Source organism: Chryseobacterium populi, assembly GCF_000282115.1.
Taxonomy (GTDB): Bacteria; Bacteroidota; Bacteroidia; order Flavobacteriales; family Weeksellaceae; genus Chryseobacterium; species Chryseobacterium populi.
Genome location: NZ_AKJY01000021.1, coordinates 95,752 through 113,092 on the forward strand (window position 1 = coordinate 95,752; position 17,341 = coordinate 113,092).

17 protein-coding genes are annotated in these 17,341 nt (G+C 36.4%); 11 read left to right on the forward strand and 6 right to left on the reverse strand.

Going from position 1 to position 17,341, the window contains the following annotated elements:
* Window positions 1-301: 301 nt before the first annotated feature.
* The 4 genes from PMI13_RS21120 to rplU form a co-directional block, all read right to left on the reverse strand.
* A complete protein-coding gene (locus PMI13_RS21120) occupies window positions 302-469 on the reverse strand; it encodes a hypothetical protein (RefSeq protein WP_007842214.1) in 168 nt (55 codons plus the stop codon).
* 41 nt (window positions 470-510) lie between these two features.
* The gene (locus PMI13_RS21125) at window positions 511-678 is read right to left on the reverse strand and encodes a bacteriocin-like protein (RefSeq protein ID WP_156104430.1); all 168 of its coding nucleotides are present in this window, start codon (window positions 676-678) and stop codon (window positions 511-513) included.
* A 182-nt stretch (window positions 679-860) separates the two neighbouring features.
* On the reverse strand, window positions 861-1,118 hold the full coding sequence (gene rpmA / locus PMI13_RS07180; protein WP_007842221.1) for a 50S ribosomal protein L27: 258 nt from the start codon (window positions 1,116-1,118) through the stop codon (window positions 861-863).
* A 15-nt stretch (window positions 1,119-1,133) separates the two neighbouring features.
* Window positions 1,134-1,712, reverse strand: a complete 579-nt coding sequence (gene rplU / locus PMI13_RS21305) for a 50S ribosomal protein L21 (protein ID WP_007842223.1) — start codon at window positions 1,710-1,712, stop codon at window positions 1,134-1,136.
* A 182-nt stretch (window positions 1,713-1,894) separates the two neighbouring features.
* Here rplU and PMI13_RS07190 point away from each other — a divergent pair, with 182 nt between their 5' ends.
* Window positions 1,895-2,779: a neutral zinc metallopeptidase gene (locus PMI13_RS07190; protein ID WP_007842225.1), complete on the forward strand. Its 885-nt coding sequence runs from the start codon at window positions 1,895-1,897 to the stop codon at window positions 2,777-2,779.
* Between the two features lie 111 nt (window positions 2,780-2,890).
* A complete protein-coding gene (locus PMI13_RS07195) occupies window positions 2,891-3,982 on the forward strand; it encodes an acyltransferase family protein (protein WP_007842227.1) in 1,092 nt (363 codons plus the stop codon).
* 3 nt (window positions 3,983-3,985) lie between these two features.
* On the opposite strand, the gene PMI13_RS21130 is transcribed toward PMI13_RS07195, so the two are convergent.
* Window positions 3,986-4,159, reverse strand: coding sequence for a hypothetical protein (locus PMI13_RS21130; protein WP_007842234.1), 174 nt, complete (start codon window positions 4,157-4,159; stop codon window positions 3,986-3,988).
* Window positions 4,160-4,360: 201 nt separating this feature from the next.
* On the opposite strand from PMI13_RS21130, the gene miaE reads away from it, so the two are divergent.
* From miaE to PMI13_RS07225, 6 genes are all read left to right on the forward strand, one after another.
* Window positions 4,361-4,939, forward strand: coding sequence for a tRNA-(ms[2]io[6]A)-hydroxylase (gene miaE / locus PMI13_RS07200; RefSeq protein WP_007842236.1), 579 nt, complete (start codon window positions 4,361-4,363; stop codon window positions 4,937-4,939).
* 24 nt (window positions 4,940-4,963) lie between these two features.
* Window positions 4,964-5,581, forward strand: coding sequence for a DUF502 domain-containing protein (locus PMI13_RS07205; protein WP_007842238.1), 618 nt, complete (start codon window positions 4,964-4,966; stop codon window positions 5,579-5,581).
* An 85-nt stretch (window positions 5,582-5,666) separates the two neighbouring features.
* On the forward strand, window positions 5,667-7,043 hold the full coding sequence (locus tag PMI13_RS07210) for a tryptophanase (RefSeq protein WP_007842240.1): 1,377 nt from the start codon (window positions 5,667-5,669) through the stop codon (window positions 7,041-7,043).
* 196 nt (window positions 7,044-7,239) lie between these two features.
* Entirely contained in the window at window positions 7,240-8,319 is a 1,080-nt protein-coding gene (locus PMI13_RS07215; protein WP_007842242.1) for an FAD-dependent oxidoreductase, read from the forward strand.
* A gap of 3 nt (window positions 8,320-8,322) precedes the next feature.
* Entirely contained in the window at window positions 8,323-9,480 is a 1,158-nt protein-coding gene (locus PMI13_RS07220; RefSeq protein ID WP_007842244.1) for a pyridoxal phosphate-dependent aminotransferase, read from the forward strand.
* Between the two features lie 139 nt (window positions 9,481-9,619).
* A complete protein-coding gene (locus tag PMI13_RS07225; protein ID WP_007842246.1) occupies window positions 9,620-12,055 on the forward strand; it encodes a TonB-dependent receptor plug domain-containing protein in 2,436 nt (811 codons plus the stop codon).
* 41 nt (window positions 12,056-12,096) lie between these two features.
* Here the strand turns inward: PMI13_RS07225 and PMI13_RS07230 are convergent, their stop codons facing one another.
* Window positions 12,097-13,314, reverse strand: coding sequence for a PQQ-dependent sugar dehydrogenase (locus tag PMI13_RS07230; RefSeq protein WP_007842247.1), 1,218 nt, complete (start codon window positions 13,312-13,314; stop codon window positions 12,097-12,099).
* Window positions 13,315-13,424: 110 nt separating this feature from the next.
* Between PMI13_RS07230 and PMI13_RS07235 the strand changes: the two genes are divergently transcribed.
* The 3 genes from PMI13_RS07235 to uvrB all read left to right on the forward strand — a co-directional run bounded on the left by PMI13_RS07235 (window position 13,425) and on the right by uvrB (window position 17,287).
* A complete protein-coding gene (locus PMI13_RS07235) occupies window positions 13,425-13,796 on the forward strand; it encodes a BlaI/MecI/CopY family transcriptional regulator (protein ID WP_007842250.1) in 372 nt (123 codons plus the stop codon).
* A gap of 2 nt (window positions 13,797-13,798) precedes the next feature.
* Window positions 13,799-15,229, forward strand: a complete 1,431-nt coding sequence (locus PMI13_RS07240) for a M56 family metallopeptidase (protein ID WP_007842251.1) — start codon at window positions 13,799-13,801, stop codon at window positions 15,227-15,229.
* A 66-nt stretch (window positions 15,230-15,295) separates the two neighbouring features.
* Complete coding sequence (uvrB, locus tag PMI13_RS07245; protein WP_007842252.1) at window positions 15,296-17,287, forward strand: excinuclease ABC subunit UvrB; 1,992 nt, start codon at window positions 15,296-15,298, stop codon at window positions 17,285-17,287.
* Window positions 17,288-17,341 lie beyond the last annotated feature (54 nt).

The window sequence follows — 17,341 nt, forward strand, 5'->3', positions numbered from 1 at the left end:
TCATAAATCTTATCTGTCATTACATCCGCCACAGATCGGAACTAATTAATGTCTGCGGAGAAAGGCAAACCGGACGATTTTCTGCCGGCAAACCGCAATACCAGTCACAGGATATTCCCTCACACTTAAAACCACCACTTACAGTTCTAAGTTTATTTCTTGTAAGCTTTTTTAATTGTTTCATATTATTTTGATTTTTGATTGGTTTACAAACAACAGTAAAAAATTTAAAACAGTATTTTTCACATACAAACCCAAAACCCTAACAGTGTTGAGGTTGTAGTTCATTAGACAATTACCACTAGCAAGGGCATGGGTCCGGATCTATAATCATGTTTCTGCAACGCAATCTGTCCCAGGCTGACCAGGTGCACCATTCCGCACATGTTGTTGCAGGAGGAGGACAGGCTGAGGCACCTCCTTCAATTACTCTTAATTGTCTCTTGGTCAATTTTCTTAGATTTTTCATAGTATCTTGTTTTGGTTTTTAAATTTCATTCAGGATTTTAATTAGCAATCGCAGGGCATCACATCTATCACTGCATTTATACAATGTTCTTTCTGCCAATCTGACCATGTGCACCATTCTGAGCACCATGTTGCAGGAACCGGGCATCTTTCTGAACCGCCTGCAATTGATTTCAACTCTTTCTTCGTCAGTTTTTTCAAGTTTTTCATAAAATAGTTTGTTTAAATTTGTCGCCTACTCTGTATGCTTTTCGGCTGCCGCAATTGGTATTTGATTCTACACAAATATAAAAATATTTCACCTTGAAATGAATATAAATGAATAATTTACACTTTAAAACAAAAAAAAGCCTCAACTTTCGCTGAGGCTTTGAATTTTTATAAAACGCTGATTATGCGTTTGGCTCTACAGATACAAAAGATCTGTTATTTGCTTTTTTTCTGAAAACTACTTTACCGTCTACCAGAGCAAACAAAGTGTGGTCTTTACCCATTCCCACGTTTTCACCCGGGTGGTGTTGTGTACCTCTCTGTCTGATAATAATGTTTCCGGCAATAGCTTCTTGTCCTCCGAAAATCTTCACACCTAATCTTTTAGAGTGAGATTCTCTACCGTTCTTGGAACTACCGACTCCTTTCTTGTGTGCCATTTTATATGTGGATTATTATTTATTAAGTGCTTTAAATTGATCGATATTCTTAATGATAGCAGCATCTACTTCTTCATGAGTAAGAATATTCTTTTCTAATTCAACTTTAACTGCTTTACCTAAAGTAATTAAAGTTTCTCTGTTTTCTTTAGACTGAGACAAACCGTTTTTCTTTAAGTGGTAGTTCAGTTCGTGATCTTCACCGAAGTTAACAGTTGCGTTGTCAGAAAGAACTTCAGCTTTTACTGTTTCTTTCTTAGCAGCCGTTTTCTTAGCTCCGCCTTCAAAACCTGTAATTCCAGTGATTTGAATTTGAGTTAAAGATTGTCTGTGACCGTTTTTCACTTTGTAACCTTTTCTTCTTTTCTTTTTGAAAACGATTACTTTATCAGCTTTTACGTGGTCTAGGATCTCTGCATCTACAGTGATACCATTTACAGCTGGGGCGCCTACAGTGATTGTTCCGTTTACAGTAAGAAGAACTTTATCGAAAGATACTTTTTCTCCTTTTTCTCCTTTCAAACGGTTTACAAACAACTTCTGGTCTTGCTCAACTTTATATTGAAGCCCTGCTATTTCTACAATTGCAAACATTGTTTATAGATTTTTAGTTATTTCGAGGTGCAAATATAAGAATTATTTTCTAATTAACTTGCAATCAATCAATGTTTTTTTATTTGACAACATTTCACTATGCGATGAATAATTTTAACATTTAAAATGCCGTTACATATTATATTATTTTATACCTTCGTTTTCACCAAAAAATATTTTATATGAAAAGAAACTTTAAGTTCTGCTTTTTAGCAGGAGCAGTTGCTGTATTCTCATTAACAGCATGTAATGACGACAAACTGGAAGACTCTGCATTACCGGAGCAACAATCTGAAAACTTAAAAATCGAACAACCCGGGGAGAAAGAAAAGATCTGTTATTATGTAGACCAAAACTGGAGTTCAACGGCAGTTTTAACAACAAGTCTTCAGAATTCCACGGATACCAATTTTATGAATTCTCAAATGACTAAAATTGCAAGTATGTGGGGAAGAAGCAATCCTACATTACGGTTCGTTAATGACCCGTCAAATTATAATTCAACTTATAATGCGATTTCTTATTCATCCGGGAAAATCTATTACGGATATGCCATTTATTATGATGCAAAAAGTAAAGGCGGAGATATTGTAAATGCAATGATTCTTGCACATGAGTACGGCCATCAGCTGCAGTACATCTTCGGGCTTCCTTCTGTAAACGAATCTACAGCAAGGCCAAACGAACTGGAAGCTGACGGTTTTGCAGGATATTATCTAAGGAGACCAAACGGCTACAACAAAACCCAGTTCTCTGAAATTGCAGCAGCTTACGAATTTGCCCAGGCTATCGGAGACTACCAAACATCCAGCCCTAATCACCACGGAACTCCCCCTCAGAGAAGATCTGCCGTTCGTCTGGGATTCCTTTTAGGACAATACAGCCTTTCTGCAGCTGATTTCGATTATAACTTCTTCTATTATTATCAGGGAGTTTTAAACGGAACTTATAAAATGGGTAAAAACAGCCGAAATCCTGAAATTGATGCTTATATGAGCCAATACATGGATGAGCTAAGAAAAATTCAGACCGGAGAAATTTCTGCCGAAGAATTCAAGAATCTTTAAACATTCATTTCTTGATATATTAATAAAGGAGGTAAGCCACGGTTTACCTCTTTTCATTTATTTGCAATATCTACTAAAGTTAATTACTTTTGATGCATATCCAGTATTATAATGAATAGAGACCTCTACATTGATTTTGCAAAAGGCCTGGCAACCCTTTCCATTATATTTATCCATACGGCTTTCTGGTCCGGGCAGTTTTATATTCCGGCTGAAGTACGGGTATTTTCACTGGTATTCGATGTGGCCCTGTTCTACGCATTAAGCGGAATCACTTCCGGTGCGAATATTGAAAAAACATTTTACAGGCTATTAAAATTGCAAATCACTTATATGATCTTTGTAACATTCCTGTTTTTCTTCGATTATTTTTTTAAAGTTTTCGGACTTACTTTTTTTTCACTGGAATCATTACAAAACTTCTATGCAACATTTGGTTCAAAATATGCCACAACAGGAATTTCCACAGAACCCCAGTGGCAGAATCTCGGAAACTGGTATCTGCACCAATATACCAATGCTGATACTTTTCCTGTGGTCATGGGAAGTTTCTGGTATCTGAAAGTCTACTTTATTTTGACCGTTTTCGGAGTTTTAATTTTGAAGTTTTTCCCAAAACATATCAATTGGTTTATTGGACTCTGCATTGCCTTAACATTAATTTTTAATATTTTTCCATGGTTTTACCCGACAGGCCAGGTAGGATATGTAGCATTTTATCTTGCCGTTTTCCTGATTGCCAACCGAATGCGGGGTAAAAAAATTCAGGCAGGAATGATTTCTGTACTTTATGGAACAGTTGGTGTAGCATTAATATGGATGTTTTGGTACTACGGAAGTGAAATATTTTATACAATCAACAGAAACAAATTTCCTCCAAAAATTCCGTATATCATATGGACTTTATTTTCTCTGGTAACATTATTTATCTTCTATAACAGACTGAAAATTACAAAAGAAAATTTCATTACCTATATCGGAAAAAATGCGATTTTCTTCTATTTCGCCCAGGGAATAAGCTCTTCCATCGTTTATTTCATTGTCGTTCCTTTGAAAGAAAATATGCCCTGGTGGATATTAATGATCCTCATTTACATCATTAATATCATTTTAGCTTCAGTCATTGCTGAAGGTTTGAAAAAAATTGATGCATCCGGTTGGAAGATCCTTGAACTTCTGCGAAGAAAAACAGCTGCTGAATAAAAGCTAGTCTTTACGTCTTCCCCGCATGCTTAAAAGCGCAACAATAATAATCAGAACTACCGCTCCGATAATTAAATAGATGGGATCTGCATACCATTCTGTAGTAGTGATGGTCTTGGTAGAATTAACTACTTCTCCGGATTCCTGAGCAAGGATTACAGGACCGGTAAACAACATGAAAACAAAGACTAAAAGTCAGCTCAACTGATTTTTTAAATATGCAATTGTTTTCATTGTTAAAAATTTAAGTGATTTTTATAATAAATATCAAAACAAATTACCAGTAATTAATTAACAATACAATAACTTCATCATTATAATATCAATAAAGCTTCTGATTTATCGCAATTTATTTTAATTTTACAGAAAATTTATAACATGTTTAAGTTGAAACTTCCTACTGATCCAAGGTGGGCAAATATTGCAGAAGGAAACATTGAAGAAATTTTGACCGATCATGCGTGGTGCGAACAGAAAGCTGCGACCAATGCAATCGGATTGATTACCATGCTTCCTGAATATACGGAAATCGTTACTGAACTTCTCGCCATCGCGCAGGAAGAGCTTGATCATTTCAACCAGGTACATGAGATCATTAAAAAAAGAGGCTATACTTTTGGGAGGGCAAGAAAAGATGATTATGTCAATCTGCTGGCCAAATTTATTGTGCAGGGCAGCAGGGAAGATTTAATTGTTGATAAAATGCTTTTTGCAGCTATGATTGAAGCAAGAAGCTGTGAAAGGTTTAAAGTACTTACAGAAAACATTAAGGATGAAGAGCTGAAAGTATTTTACAAAGAGCTCATGATATCAGAAGCCAATCACTACACAACTTTCATTGGATTTGCAAGACAATTAGGAAATCCTGAAAAGGTAAATGCCCGTTGGGAAGAATGGCTGGAATATGAAGCCGGCATCATCCAATCTTTCGGAAATAAAGAAACCATACACGGCTAAAATAATAAACAGTAAAAATTCAAATTGAAAAAGCTGACTTTCGAAAATATCGCTAATTTTTTTCTGAAAAACTTCTTTCAGGGATTAGTGATCATTGGGCCAATCGGGCTTACTATTTTTGTGATCTGGTATATTGTCACGTCTGTTGACAATATTATTCCGTCAATCGCAAAAGAGATCCCGGGGTTAGTTTTTGTTTCGACAATATTGATCACTGCACTTCTTGGGTATTTAGGAAATAAGTTTGTTGTCGGAAGATTTTTCTTCGATACAATGGATAGCTTATTGGAAAAAACTCCCGGAGTAAAACATATTTATACCCCCACAAAAGACGTGATGTCTTCATTTGTGGGTGACAAAAAAAAATTCAATAATCCTGTTTGGGTAAAAACCAACGAAAATCCGGAAATCTGGAGAATCGGGTTTTTAACCCAGAAAGAAATGGCCGATGTTGATAAGCACAATTATGTGGCTGTTTATCTTCCGCATTCTTATGCCATTTCAGGCTGGGTAATTGTTACTGAAGAAAAAAACATCAAACCGGTAGTGGGAATGACTGCTGCTTCTGCAATGAAATTTGCGGTAAGCGGAGGTGTCGCAGGCTTCCACTCTGATGATAATATATTTAAAGCTCCCGAGTAGATTTCCTTCTGCTTTTAAATATACTTGATGAATTTGAATGTATTTCAAATAAATTTTCTTTAAAAACAATTAAATATTTTAACTCATGAATTTACCGTACGCGGAACCTTTCCGCATTAAAATGGTGGAAGAAATCCGTCAATCAACAAGAGAAGAGAGAGAACAATGGCTTAAAGACGCCAATTACAATTTATTCAACTTAAAATCTTCACAGGTTTTTATTGACCTATTAACAGATTCCGGAACCGGAGCAATGTCTGACAGACAATGGGGAGCATTGATGACCGGAGATGAAAGCTATGCCGGATCCCGCTCATTCGAACAGCTACACCAGACTGTACAAAATATTACCGGTTTCAAATACCTTTTGCCAACCCACCAGGGAAGAGCTGCTGAAAACGTTTTGTTCTCAGTATTGGTAAAAGACGGTGATGTTGTTCCCGGAAACTCTCATTTTGACACCACAAAAGGACATATTGAATTCAGAAAAGCACATGCTATAGACTGTACTATTGATGAGGCTTTTGATATTAATGACTTACACCCTTTCAAAGGAAATATCAACCTTGAAAAGCTTGAGGAGGTTTATAAAAGCCACCCTAAAGAAAAAATCCCTTTTTGTTTAATTACCATTACCTGTAATTCTTCAGGAGGGCAGCCTGTATCTTTAGAAAATATGAAGGCGGTAAAAGAGCTTTCCGATCAGTATGGAATTCCTGTTTATTTCGATTCAGCGAGATTTGCTGAAAATGCATACTTTATTAAAAAGAGAGAAAAAGGACAGGAAAACAGAAGCATTAAAGAAATCTGTAAAGAAATTTTCTCTTATGGAGAAGGGATGACGATGAGCTCTAAAAAAGACGGATTAGTAAACATCGGTGGCTTTATTGCCCTGAATAATGAAGAAATTTTCAGAAAAGCCTCCAACTTCACTATTATTTATGAAGGTTTCATTACTTATGGAGGAATGGCCGGAAGAGATATGGCTGCTTTAGCTGTTGGTCTTGATGAAGCAACAGAATTTGCTTACCTGGAAAGCAGAATTTCTCAGGTTGAATATCTTGGAAATAAATTAATAGAATACGGAATTCCTGTTCAGAAACCAATTGGAGGGCACGCTGTTTTCATCGATTCCTTAAATTTTTTACCAAAAGTTTCCCGTGCAGAATATCCGGCACAGACTTTAGGTCTTGAAATTTATAAGGAAGCAGGAATCAGAACCGTGGAGATCGGAACTTTACTCGCCGACAGAGATCCTGAAACCAGAGAAAACCGTTATCCTAAGCTTGAATTAGTTCGTTTAGCAATTCCCAGAAGAACTTACACCAACAATCATATGGATTATATCGCTGCTGCCATCAAAAATGTTTATGAAAGACGCGATGAAATTACAAAAGGGTATAAAATCACATGGGAACCTGATCTTCTGAGACACTTTACGGTTAAACTGGAAGAGGCATAAAGAAAAACCGAGTAATCCTCGGTTTTTTTCATTTTAAATAAGGCACATCTTTAATGCATGCATTTTATAGATCCCTAACCAAAGAGTATTATTGTTTAGAAAAACTCTTATTTTTTTTACTTTAAATTTGTAATATTTCAAATAAAATTCAAAAAAACAATATAAACACTAACTTGAAAATCCCCCTATTCCCCAAATGAAAAATATTGCTATCGTTGGCGCAGGAATTTCCGGCTTAAGCATGGCGAATTACTTAGAAAAACACAATATTGATTACCATATTTACGAAAGAAGAAAGGAAAATGATTTAGCAGGTCACGGTTTTTTACTGCCGCAAGAGGGCATTGAATTCCTGTCTCATATCATTGATAAAAACACTCTTTTTAAACAGGGTAATTTTTTAAAAAAGTACATTCAGTATTCGCATACAGGAAAAGTAATCGCAGAAAAAGACCTCAATGATGTTTTTGTGATCTCCAGAGGAGCATTGATTGAAATTCTGACCCGAAATATTCCATCCTCAAAAATCACTTATGAAAAAACGATCTCTTTTTCTGATCAGGAAAAAGGCGGATTAAAATATCCTGACGGATCCGATATTGAATCCGATATCATTATTGTTTCGGATGGCTCCAGAAGCAGGATCAGAAAAGAAATATTCAAAGATGAAATCCTCAGATCCGTACGTGAAAATGAAATGGTAAATATCATTAAAAATAAAGATATCGCTGCCAGGATCGAAAATAATTTCATGAAATTTCACCATCTTGACGGTGGATTAACGTTTGGAATTCTTAAGCTTTCAGATGACAAGATTTTATGGTATTCGCAGTTTGATAATGAGAGGTATAAAACTGACAAAGAATGTTCAATAGAAAATATTAAAGATTATATGTTTGAAGTTTTTAAAGAATGGGATCCCTTGGTTTCAACTATCGTAAGGGAATCAAGCTATAAAAACATTCACTTATGGCCGGTTTACGAGTTAGAAACACTAAATCCGTTTTACAGAGACAATATTGTATTTATCGGGGATGCTGCACATCCCTTGATCCCATTTACAAGTCAGGGAGTCACTTCTGCCCTTAAAGATTCTTTTACGCTGACCCGATATTTAACTGAAGAAAAAAATACGACTGAAGCCTTCAGAAAATATGAAAGAGAGAGAAAACCCGAAATACAAGTACATATACAAAACGGAAGAATTTTATTGGATCAATTCTTATTACCCCTCGATCAGCAAAAGAAAAATACTTTACCCATATCTTATAAATAAAATATGTTTACCAATAACGATATCAACTTTGAAGCTTTAAAAAGAAAAGCATATAACGGAAGATGGGCTGTTCAGGAAGAAGGGATTATACCGCTGACTGCCGCAGATCCTGATTTCAGAATGGCCCCGGAAATCGAGCAGGGAATTATTGAATATATAAAAGACGGGTATTTGAGTTATGGCCCGTTTTCAGGGCTTCCCGAATTCAAGAAAAATGTAGCCAAGCATTTTAATTCAGAGAAAAATGGAAGCTTCTGTGCTGAAAATGTTCTTGCAGTCAACAGTGCAGCACAGGGGATGTATTTGGTTGCAAAATATACTTTAAACCCCGGAGATGAGGCAATCATCCTGGATCCCGTAGATTTTCTTTTTAAAAAATCGGTGGAAACTGTAGGTGGAGTGATAAAATTATGTCCGGTAGATCATAAAACCGGAGATATTGATTTTGAAAAACTGGTTTCGCTCATTAATCCGAAAACAAAATTAATCAGCATCTGTAATCCTCACAATCCACTTGGAAAAGTCTATTCCAAAGAGATTTTAATTAAAATATCAGAAATTGCTTCCGCCCATGATTTATGGATAATGAGTGATGAAATATGGAGTGATATTATTTATGATAACAAACAGTTCCACACCTACTCCTCTGTTTCAGATAAAGCTAAAAATAAAAGCTTTACCGTGTATGGCTTTTCAAAATCATTTGGAATTGCAGGGTTGAGAATCGGCGCAGTTTTATGCAATGACCCTGAAATCCTTGAGGACTTTACAGAAAAATCGAATTTCAATTCTACCATCGAAGGGGTTTCCACATTATCCCAAATTGCCGGAAGCGTTGCTATAGAAAACGCAGAACCATGGCTGAAAAAGTTTTTAGCCCATTTACAAAACAATCGCAATTTAGCCTATGAGATTCTTAATCAATCCCAAATTTTAACATGTAATCTACCGGAAGCCACTTTTGTGATATTTCCAAAAATTGAAAACGGATTATCCAGTGAAGAATTTACAGAATATGTTTTGCATCACGGAAAAGTAGCAGTAGTACCCGGCTCAGAAAGATGGTTCGGGAAGGGAGCTGAAGGACATATCAGAATATGCTTTTCTACATCACAGGAAATCCTCGAGGAAGGTCTGAACAGAATTATTAAATGTTTTTAATTTTATTGCTAATAAAGTTAAAAATATAAATCATTTTGAACAAATAGCAGAGATACACATAACAAACCATTATTTTTATATCAAAATGTTGTGAAAATTTAATATTTTTGATAGAATCATCAACAAAACCACCATTAATATGAAAATAAAATATGCAAGTGTGCTTTTTCTTGTTTCTACTACATTTTTATATGCTCAGGAAATAAGGGATACCCTATCTAAAGAATCTAAAATAGAGGAAGTAGCGATTACAGGAAGTAGAAATAAAAAAAGAACGGTAACCAATACCCCGGTTCCCATTGATGTAATAGACATTAAACAGGTCAGCCAATCTACAGGGCAAATAGAGGTCAATCAGCTTTTACAGTTTGCTGCCCCTTCTTTTAATTCCAATAAGCAATCAGGATCCGATGGTGCTGATGCCGTAGATCCTGCCACTTTAAGAGGACTTGGGCCTGATCAGACTTTATTACTCCTCAATGGAAAGAGGTACCACCAGTCTTCACTGATCAACCTTTTCGGGACGAAAGGGCGTGGTAATACAGGTTATGACATGAATACCATCCCGATTGGCGCAATCAAAAGAGTAGAGGTATTGAGAGACGGGGCTGCCGCACAATACGGATCAGATGCTATTGCCGGAGTAATCAATGTTATTCTGAACGATCGCGACAAGGGATTTGAAGGCAATGCTTTTTACGGAATGAATCTTTTTAAAAGTCCCGGAGACAATGATGTCGTTTCAGATCGTAAAATCGATGGAAATACTTTTGATTTTAATGGGAATTACGGTATTAAAATAGGCCCGAAAGGCGGATTCGGAAATTTCACAGCAGAATTTGTAAATAAAGAATATGCCATCAGAAATGCAAATCCAGCCAAATATGATGCCCCGAGACAACGATTTGGTGATGCAAAATCTCAGAATTTTTATTTCTTCGGAAATATTGAAGTCCCATTATCGGATAATCTGAAATTTTATTCCCGACAAGGGTTTTCGCAAAGAAACACGGATGCCTATGCCTGGACAAGAAGTGCTGATGCCGACGGAAATATTCCGGAGGTTTATCCAAATGGATTCAACCCGGTACAGGATACAAGCATAACCGATTTTACTTTTGATAATGGCTTAAAGTTTAAAGTAGCAAGCTGGGATGTAGATGTTTATAATGCTTTTGGAAGCAATCGGTTTACATACCAGATTGATAACACAATCAATGCTACTTTAGGTACAAAATCACCGACAGGTTTCAATGCCGGCGGACATTTTTTATTACAGAATACAACGGGATTTAATGCTTCAAAACAATTTGGTGTCTTAGAGGGATTAAATATTGCTTTCGGCTCTGAATTCAGGTATGAAAAATTCAATGTGATTAAAGGAGAGGAAGCTTCATACGCCATGTATGATGTGAACGGAAATATTGTAACAGCTGATACAGATCCAAGTTTATTGGTAGAAAACCCTCTAAGTGGAAATGTAAGACCAGGCGGTTCACAGGGTTTTCCCGGATATTCACAGGAAGTTGATAAAAACAGGAATAATTTTGCTGCTTATGTAGATACCGAGCTGGATGTTACCAAAGACTGGATGGTAAGCGTGGCCGGAAGATTTGAAAATTACAGTGATTTTGGGAGCACCATGAATGGAAAATTTGCTACAAGATATGCTATTATACCACAATTGGCTATCCGGGGATCTGTTTCTACAGGATTCAGGGCTCCTTCATTGGCTCAAAAATATTACAGCTTACAGTTTACAAATTTTCAGGGTGGAGATCTGGTAACCATTCAGCTTGCATCGAATGACAGTGATCTGGCAAAAGCAGTCGGAATTCCTCAACTCAAACAGGAAACTTCTTTAAATGGTAGCTTAGGGTTCACGTTCAACACCGGTAAATTCACAGCAACCGTTGACGGCTATTATATCAAGGTGAAGAACAGGATTGTACTTACCGGTAATTTCTCAAGAGACGATTTACCGGAAGATGTTCAGGATGCTTATCCGTATATTGACCAGGCACAGTTTTTCACCAATGCTATTGATACGAGAACAAAGGGTATTGATGTTATTTTGAGTTATTCCGAAAATATCGGTTCCGGAAAACTTTCGGCCACCTTGGCCGGAAACTATAATGAAATGGAGATCACCTCAGTCAATACTTCCGAAAAATTAAAAGGAAAAGAAGAAATCTATTTAAGTCCGAGAGAAAGGGCCTTTATTCTTGCATCTGCACCAAAAACAAAGATCAACTTAAATTTAAACTATAAAATCAATAAATTCAACGCAAATTTACAGCTCGTAAGGTTTGATAAAGTACAGTTGATCGGCTATGGAGGCGCTGATGATTTTCAGACTTACAATCCAAAAGTAACAACAGATTTGTCTTTTGGTTATGATTTCAGCAAAAACATCAGCTTAACAATTGGAAGTAAAAATTTATTCAACCGATACCCTACTTTACAAAAAAACCATGTTTCAGATGGAAATACAGAATCTGGCGGGATTTTCGATCCTGTACAGATGGGGTTCTCCGGAAGACAGGCTTTTGCAAGATTTAATTTCAGATTTTAAGATAATCAAAGCCTCCTGAAAATTCCGGGAGGCTCTTGTATTTATTTTTTTGAAATCTTATAAAGTTTTCCACTGTCTGTCACGGCATATAAATTCCCGTCTGATCCATCCAGAACATCCCGGAATCTTTCTTTCTGGTCTGCTAACAGTCGTTCTTCTCCAACAACTTTATTATCTTTCATAACGATTCTGTTGATATGCTCTCCACTTAAGCATCCGATAAATAAATTTCCTTTCCATTCTTCAATATTTCCGGTATAGAAAGTAGCTCCACTCGGGGAAATTACCGGATCCCAATAATAAACAGGTTGTTCTGTTCCTTCCTTTTGAGTAATCCCCTCACCTACTTTCTGCCCCGAATATTCAATTCCATAAGTAACATCGCCCCAGCCGTAGTTTTTCCCGGGTTGGATAAAATTAATCTCATCTCCCCCTCTCGGTCCCATTTCTACGTCCCAAAGATTACCATTAGGATCAATGGCCATTCCCTGAGGATTTCTGACCCCGTATGCATAAATTTCCGGTTTATATCCTGCTTTTCCGATAAAAGGATTTCCGGGTGCAGGTTTTCCATCCTTCGTTATTTTAAGGATTTTCCCTAAATAATTATCCGTTTTCTGTGCATAGACACGGGTTTCTTTATCTGATCTTTCTCCGGTACTTACAAACAGGTTTCCATCTTTGTCGAATGCCAGCCTGCTTCCATAATGTTTATCTCCATCATAAGAAGGTTCCGCCCGGAATATAACTTTTACATCACTTATGCTCTTAAAATCTGCAGAAAGTTTTCCTTTAGCTACAGAAGTCAGGTTTCCTTTCCCGAAAGGCTCTGAGAAACTAAAGTAAATCAAATTATTTGTTTTAAAATCCGGATCCAGTGCCACATCAAGCATTCCACCCTGACCTTTTGAGTCTACTTTAGGAAATCCTGATATTTTAGAAACTGTTTTTCCATCAGCAGATACTACATTCATAAAACCTGTTTTTTCGGTGATTAAAAATCGGCCGTCCGGCAAATTGATAATTCCCCAGGGCTTTCCAAGATCTTTGTTAAGTATTTCTACATGATAAGCTGTAGAAGACTTGACGGCTTTAATTCTTGTCTGTCCCTCAAAAGCAGGTTTGTAATTCGAATTCGGTTTCCCGGTTTCCACGCTCCCATCCGTCCCTGTTTGCTGGGCATGGGCATTGTTTTTTTTACACGACGATAAAACTAAGAAAAGACTTAAAGCCGGAATATAAAAATTATTGAATCTCATAGTCTTGTGATTAAGTGGTTTACATAACGAATGGAAAAATAATGCCATAAAAATTTGGTGGTTAAATATTTTACTCTACATTTGTAGAATAAAATTTCAAAACGTAGAACATGAAAGAAATAAAGTTAACAGATTCTGAAAAAGATCTCATGGAAATTATCTGGGTCAGGAAAAATGTTTTCATGAAGGATATTCTAGAATCATATCCTGAACCCAAGCCGGCAACAACTACTATTGCAACCTTACTGAAAAGAATGCAAAATAAAGATCTGGTAGGTTATAAATTGTATGGAAATTCCCGTGAATACTATCCAAAGGTGGAGAAAGGGGAATATTTTAAGGAAGAAATGACTTCCATGATTGACCGTTTTTTCAACAGCTCAGTGACTCAATTTGCATCGTTTTTCACTTCCAACACTCAATTGAGCCAAAAGCAGCTGAAAGAACTTCGTGAAATAATTGATCAACAAATAAATGAATAAAAATGGGTTTCATTATTCTAAAAATAGTTTTGTGCTCTTCATTATTGATCACGTTATATTATTTTTTTCTGGAAAAGGAAAAAATGTACCGGTTTAACAGGTCATTTCTAATTTTTTCATTAATATTTTCTTATGCTGTTCCTTTTATTTCCATTACAACAGAACTTCCGGAACCAAAAACCAATTCGAAATTAATATTTGAAGAAACCGCACAGCAGATTACCGTATTATCTCCAAACCAGGAAAGTTTCAACTGGATAAATCTTATCTGGATAATATACGGAGCAGTAACCTTATTCTTTCTGATAAAAGCAGTTATCTCTATTGTAAGGATTAAAAAACTAAAAGGAAAAAGAGTTAATTACTTGAATTACAACACCGTAATAACTGAAAAAAGTCTCTCGCCATTCAGTTTCTGGAATACTATTTATATTGGAAAAAGCTACCTGAAAAATAATGAGATAGACTCAAGAATATTTCTGCATGAAAAAAGCCATTTAGACCAGAAACACAGTTTAGACCTTATTTTCATTGAAGTTTTCAAAATTGTCACATGGTTTAATCCTGCTATTTATTTCTATAAAAAAGCCATGATCACCAATCATGAGTTTCTTGCGGATGAATCAGTTTTGAAAACAAATTCAAATGTTAAGGATTATCAGAAACTGATACTTCAGGAGATTATTTCAACTCAAAAACATCTCTTTACTCACTCATTTAATTTTAATAATACCAAAAAACGATTTATTATGATGAACACTAAAAAATCAAATCTTACCGGAATAAAAAAAGCGGTGAGCATTCCGGTTTTAGTTATCGCCTTTGGACTATTCGTCCAAAAAACATATGCCTCCAATCCGGGATTAAGCCTGGATGATTCTGAAAAAAGCTTAAATGAACTAAAAGAAAGTATTTCACCACTGAAGATTATCCAGACGAATGATCATCAAATAATCTCAGACACAATTCCTAAGAAAAATAAAAAGGCAGCAACAAAATCGGAAATAAAAAATAAAAACGAAGAAAAATCCCCACCTCCCCCCCCGCCACCAACAGAAACTAAAAAGGTGAATAATAAAAATGATGCCGATGTTCCGCCTCCACCTCCGCCATCTGTTTCCCGTACTGCAGGTCTTACACCGGCTGAATATCCGGGAGGAGCTAATCAGTTGAGAAGTAATGTTGCAAATAATTTTAACAGTTCTATTTTTACAGGAAAAGAAAAAGGAATTTTAAAATCGGAAGCCCTTATTTCGATTGATAAAAACGGGAAGGTAACCGACATTAAAACTGCAGGATCATCGGAAAAATTTAACAATGAAACCTACAGAGTATTAAAGCAGGCTACAGATAATATTGTATGGACTCCTGCACAGAAAGACGGAGAGCCCACTGCTTATCAATACAGATTACCATTGACCATGAGTTTTTAATTGCAAAATAAATATTTTTCATAAGAGTCCGCTTCAGGACTCTTTTTTATTTATTAAATTTGATATATGAATTTCAAACTTCAATCAGAATATCAACCCACCGGAGACCAACCGCTAGCTATTGAAAAACTTACCGAAGGAATAGAAATCGGTGAGAAATATCAGACTTTATTGGGGGTTACCGGATCCGGGAAAACTTTTACGGTTGCCAATGTGGTACAAAATGTTCAAAGGCCGACGCTGGTTTTGGCCCATAACAAAACATTAGCGGCACAACTCTTCATGGAGTTTAAAGAGTTCTTTCCGGAAAATGCCGTAGAGTATTTTGTAAGTTACTATGACTACTATCAGCCTGAAGCTTACATAGCAACTACCGGAACTTACATTGAAAAAGATTTAAGTATCAATGAAGAAGTAGAGAAGCTTCGTCTTTCTGCAACTGCAAGTTTACTTTCGGGAAGAAGAGATGTACTGATCGTAGCTTCTGTATCATGTATCTATGGTATCGGAAATCCTACAGAGTTTCATAAATCATTGATTTCAATTGAGATCGGTGAAAAACTAACCAGAACCTCTCTTCTACACTCCTTAGTTAACGCATTATATGCCAGAACATTAAATGAATTTCAAAGAGGTACATTCCGTGTAAAAGGAGATGTAATTGATATTTTCCCGGCTTATGCTGATAATGCCATCAGAATTCAGTTTTTTGGAGATGAAATTGAGAAGATACAGAGTTTTGATCCTGTAACAGGAAATGTGATCTCTAATTTTGAGCAGATTCAAATCTATCCTGCCAATCTTTTTGTAACATCAAAAGAAACCCTGAACGGAGCCATCAGGGAGATTCAGGATGACATGGTAAAACAGGTTGATTTTTTCAACTCTGTTGAAAAGCCTTTAGAAGCCAAACGATTACAGGAAAGAACTGAACTTGACCTTGAAATGATCAAAGAATTGGGGTACTGTTCTGGTATTGAGAATTATTCGAGATATCTTGACGGGAGACTACCCGGTTCGAGGCCTTTCTGCCTGATCGATTATTTTCCTAAAGATTTTTTAATGGTCATTGATGAGAGCCACGTTACTGTTCCTCAGGTTCATGCTATGTACGGCGGTGACCGGAGCAGGAAAGAGGCTTTAGTAGAATATGGCTTCAGGCTCCCCGCTGCAATGGATAACAGACCCTTAAAATTTGCCGAGTTTGAAACCATGCAGAATCAGGTGATCTATGTTTCTGCAACTCCCGCTGATTATGAATTAGAAAAAACCGGCGGGACTTATATTGAGCAGATTATCCGCCCGACCGGACTTTTAGATCCTGTTATTGAAGTAAGACCTACCCTTAACCAGATTGATGATTTAATGGAGGAAATCCATAAAAGATCTGATGCGGATGAAAGGGTTTTAGTGACTACGTTAACGAAAAAAATGGCTGAAGAGCTTACCAAATATTTTACTAAATTCGGTATCAGAACAAGATACATACACTCTGATGTAGAAACGCTGGAACGTATTCAGATTATGCAGGATTTGCGAGTCGGACTTTTTGATGTTTTAATTGGGGTCAACCTTTTAAGAGAAGGGCTTGATTTACCCGAAGTTTCTCTTGTTGCTATTCTGGATGCAGACAAAGAAGGAATGTTAAGAAGCAGAAGATCGATGATTCAGACGGTAGGCCGTGCTGCAAGGAATATCAATGGAAAAGCCATTATGTATGCTGACAAGATAACAAAATCTATGCAGGCTACCTTGGATGAAACTGCATACCGCCGTGAAAAGCAGATGCAGTATAACAAGGAACATGGCAAGGTTCCCCAGGCTTTAAATAAAAAGATTTCAGAAAATCTGGTAGGCAGAAGTAAAGATTTCCCTGATGAGAAATATACCCAGAAGCAAATCCTTCAAAAAGTTGCAGAAACTAAAGCAACTTATGCCAGTGAAGATATAGAAAAAATGATTGTACAAAAGCAGAAAGAAATGGAAGCTGCAGCTAAAAACCTTGATTTTATAAAGGCAGCCAAGCTTCGTGATGAAATTGAAGCTTTAAAAGCATAGAGTATTATTGCTATATTTAGATACAGTTTCGGCGGCATCTTCGATGCCGCCGAA

Coding starts and splice junctions, on each gene's coding strand:
- PMI13_RS21120 (WP_007842214.1), bottom strand. CDS start 469: ATGAAAAATCTAAGAAAATTGACCAAGAGACAATTAAGAGTAATTGAA.
- PMI13_RS21125 (WP_156104430.1), bottom strand. CDS start 678: ATGAAAAACTTGAAAAAACTGACGAAGAAAGAGTTGAAATCAATTGCA.
- rpmA (WP_007842221.1), bottom strand. CDS start 1,118: ATGGCACACAAGAAAGGAGTCGGTAGTTCCAAGAACGGTAGAGAATCT.
- rplU (WP_007842223.1), bottom strand. CDS start 1,712: ATGTTTGCAATTGTAGAAATAGCAGGGCTTCAATATAAAGTTGAGCAA.
- PMI13_RS07190 (WP_007842225.1), top strand. CDS start 1,895: ATGAAAAGAAACTTTAAGTTCTGCTTTTTAGCAGGAGCAGTTGCTGTA.
- PMI13_RS07195 (WP_007842227.1), top strand. CDS start 2,891: ATGAATAGAGACCTCTACATTGATTTTGCAAAAGGCCTGGCAACCCTT.
- PMI13_RS21130 (WP_007842234.1), bottom strand. CDS start 4,159: ATGTTGTTTACCGGTCCTGTAATCCTTGCTCAGGAATCCGGAGAAGTA.
- miaE (WP_007842236.1), top strand. CDS start 4,361: ATGTTTAAGTTGAAACTTCCTACTGATCCAAGGTGGGCAAATATTGCA.
- PMI13_RS07210 (WP_007842240.1), top strand. CDS start 5,667: ATGAATTTACCGTACGCGGAACCTTTCCGCATTAAAATGGTGGAAGAA.
- PMI13_RS07215 (WP_007842242.1), top strand. CDS start 7,240: ATGAAAAATATTGCTATCGTTGGCGCAGGAATTTCCGGCTTAAGCATG.
- PMI13_RS07220 (WP_007842244.1), top strand. CDS start 8,323: ATGTTTACCAATAACGATATCAACTTTGAAGCTTTAAAAAGAAAAGCA.
- PMI13_RS07225 (WP_007842246.1), top strand. CDS start 9,620: ATGAAAATAAAATATGCAAGTGTGCTTTTTCTTGTTTCTACTACATTT.
- PMI13_RS07230 (WP_007842247.1), bottom strand. CDS start 13,314: ATGAGATTCAATAATTTTTATATTCCGGCTTTAAGTCTTTTCTTAGTT.
- PMI13_RS07235 (WP_007842250.1), top strand. CDS start 13,425: ATGAAAGAAATAAAGTTAACAGATTCTGAAAAAGATCTCATGGAAATT.
- PMI13_RS07240 (WP_007842251.1), top strand. CDS start 13,799: ATGGGTTTCATTATTCTAAAAATAGTTTTGTGCTCTTCATTATTGATC.
- uvrB (WP_007842252.1), top strand. CDS start 15,296: ATGAATTTCAAACTTCAATCAGAATATCAACCCACCGGAGACCAACCG.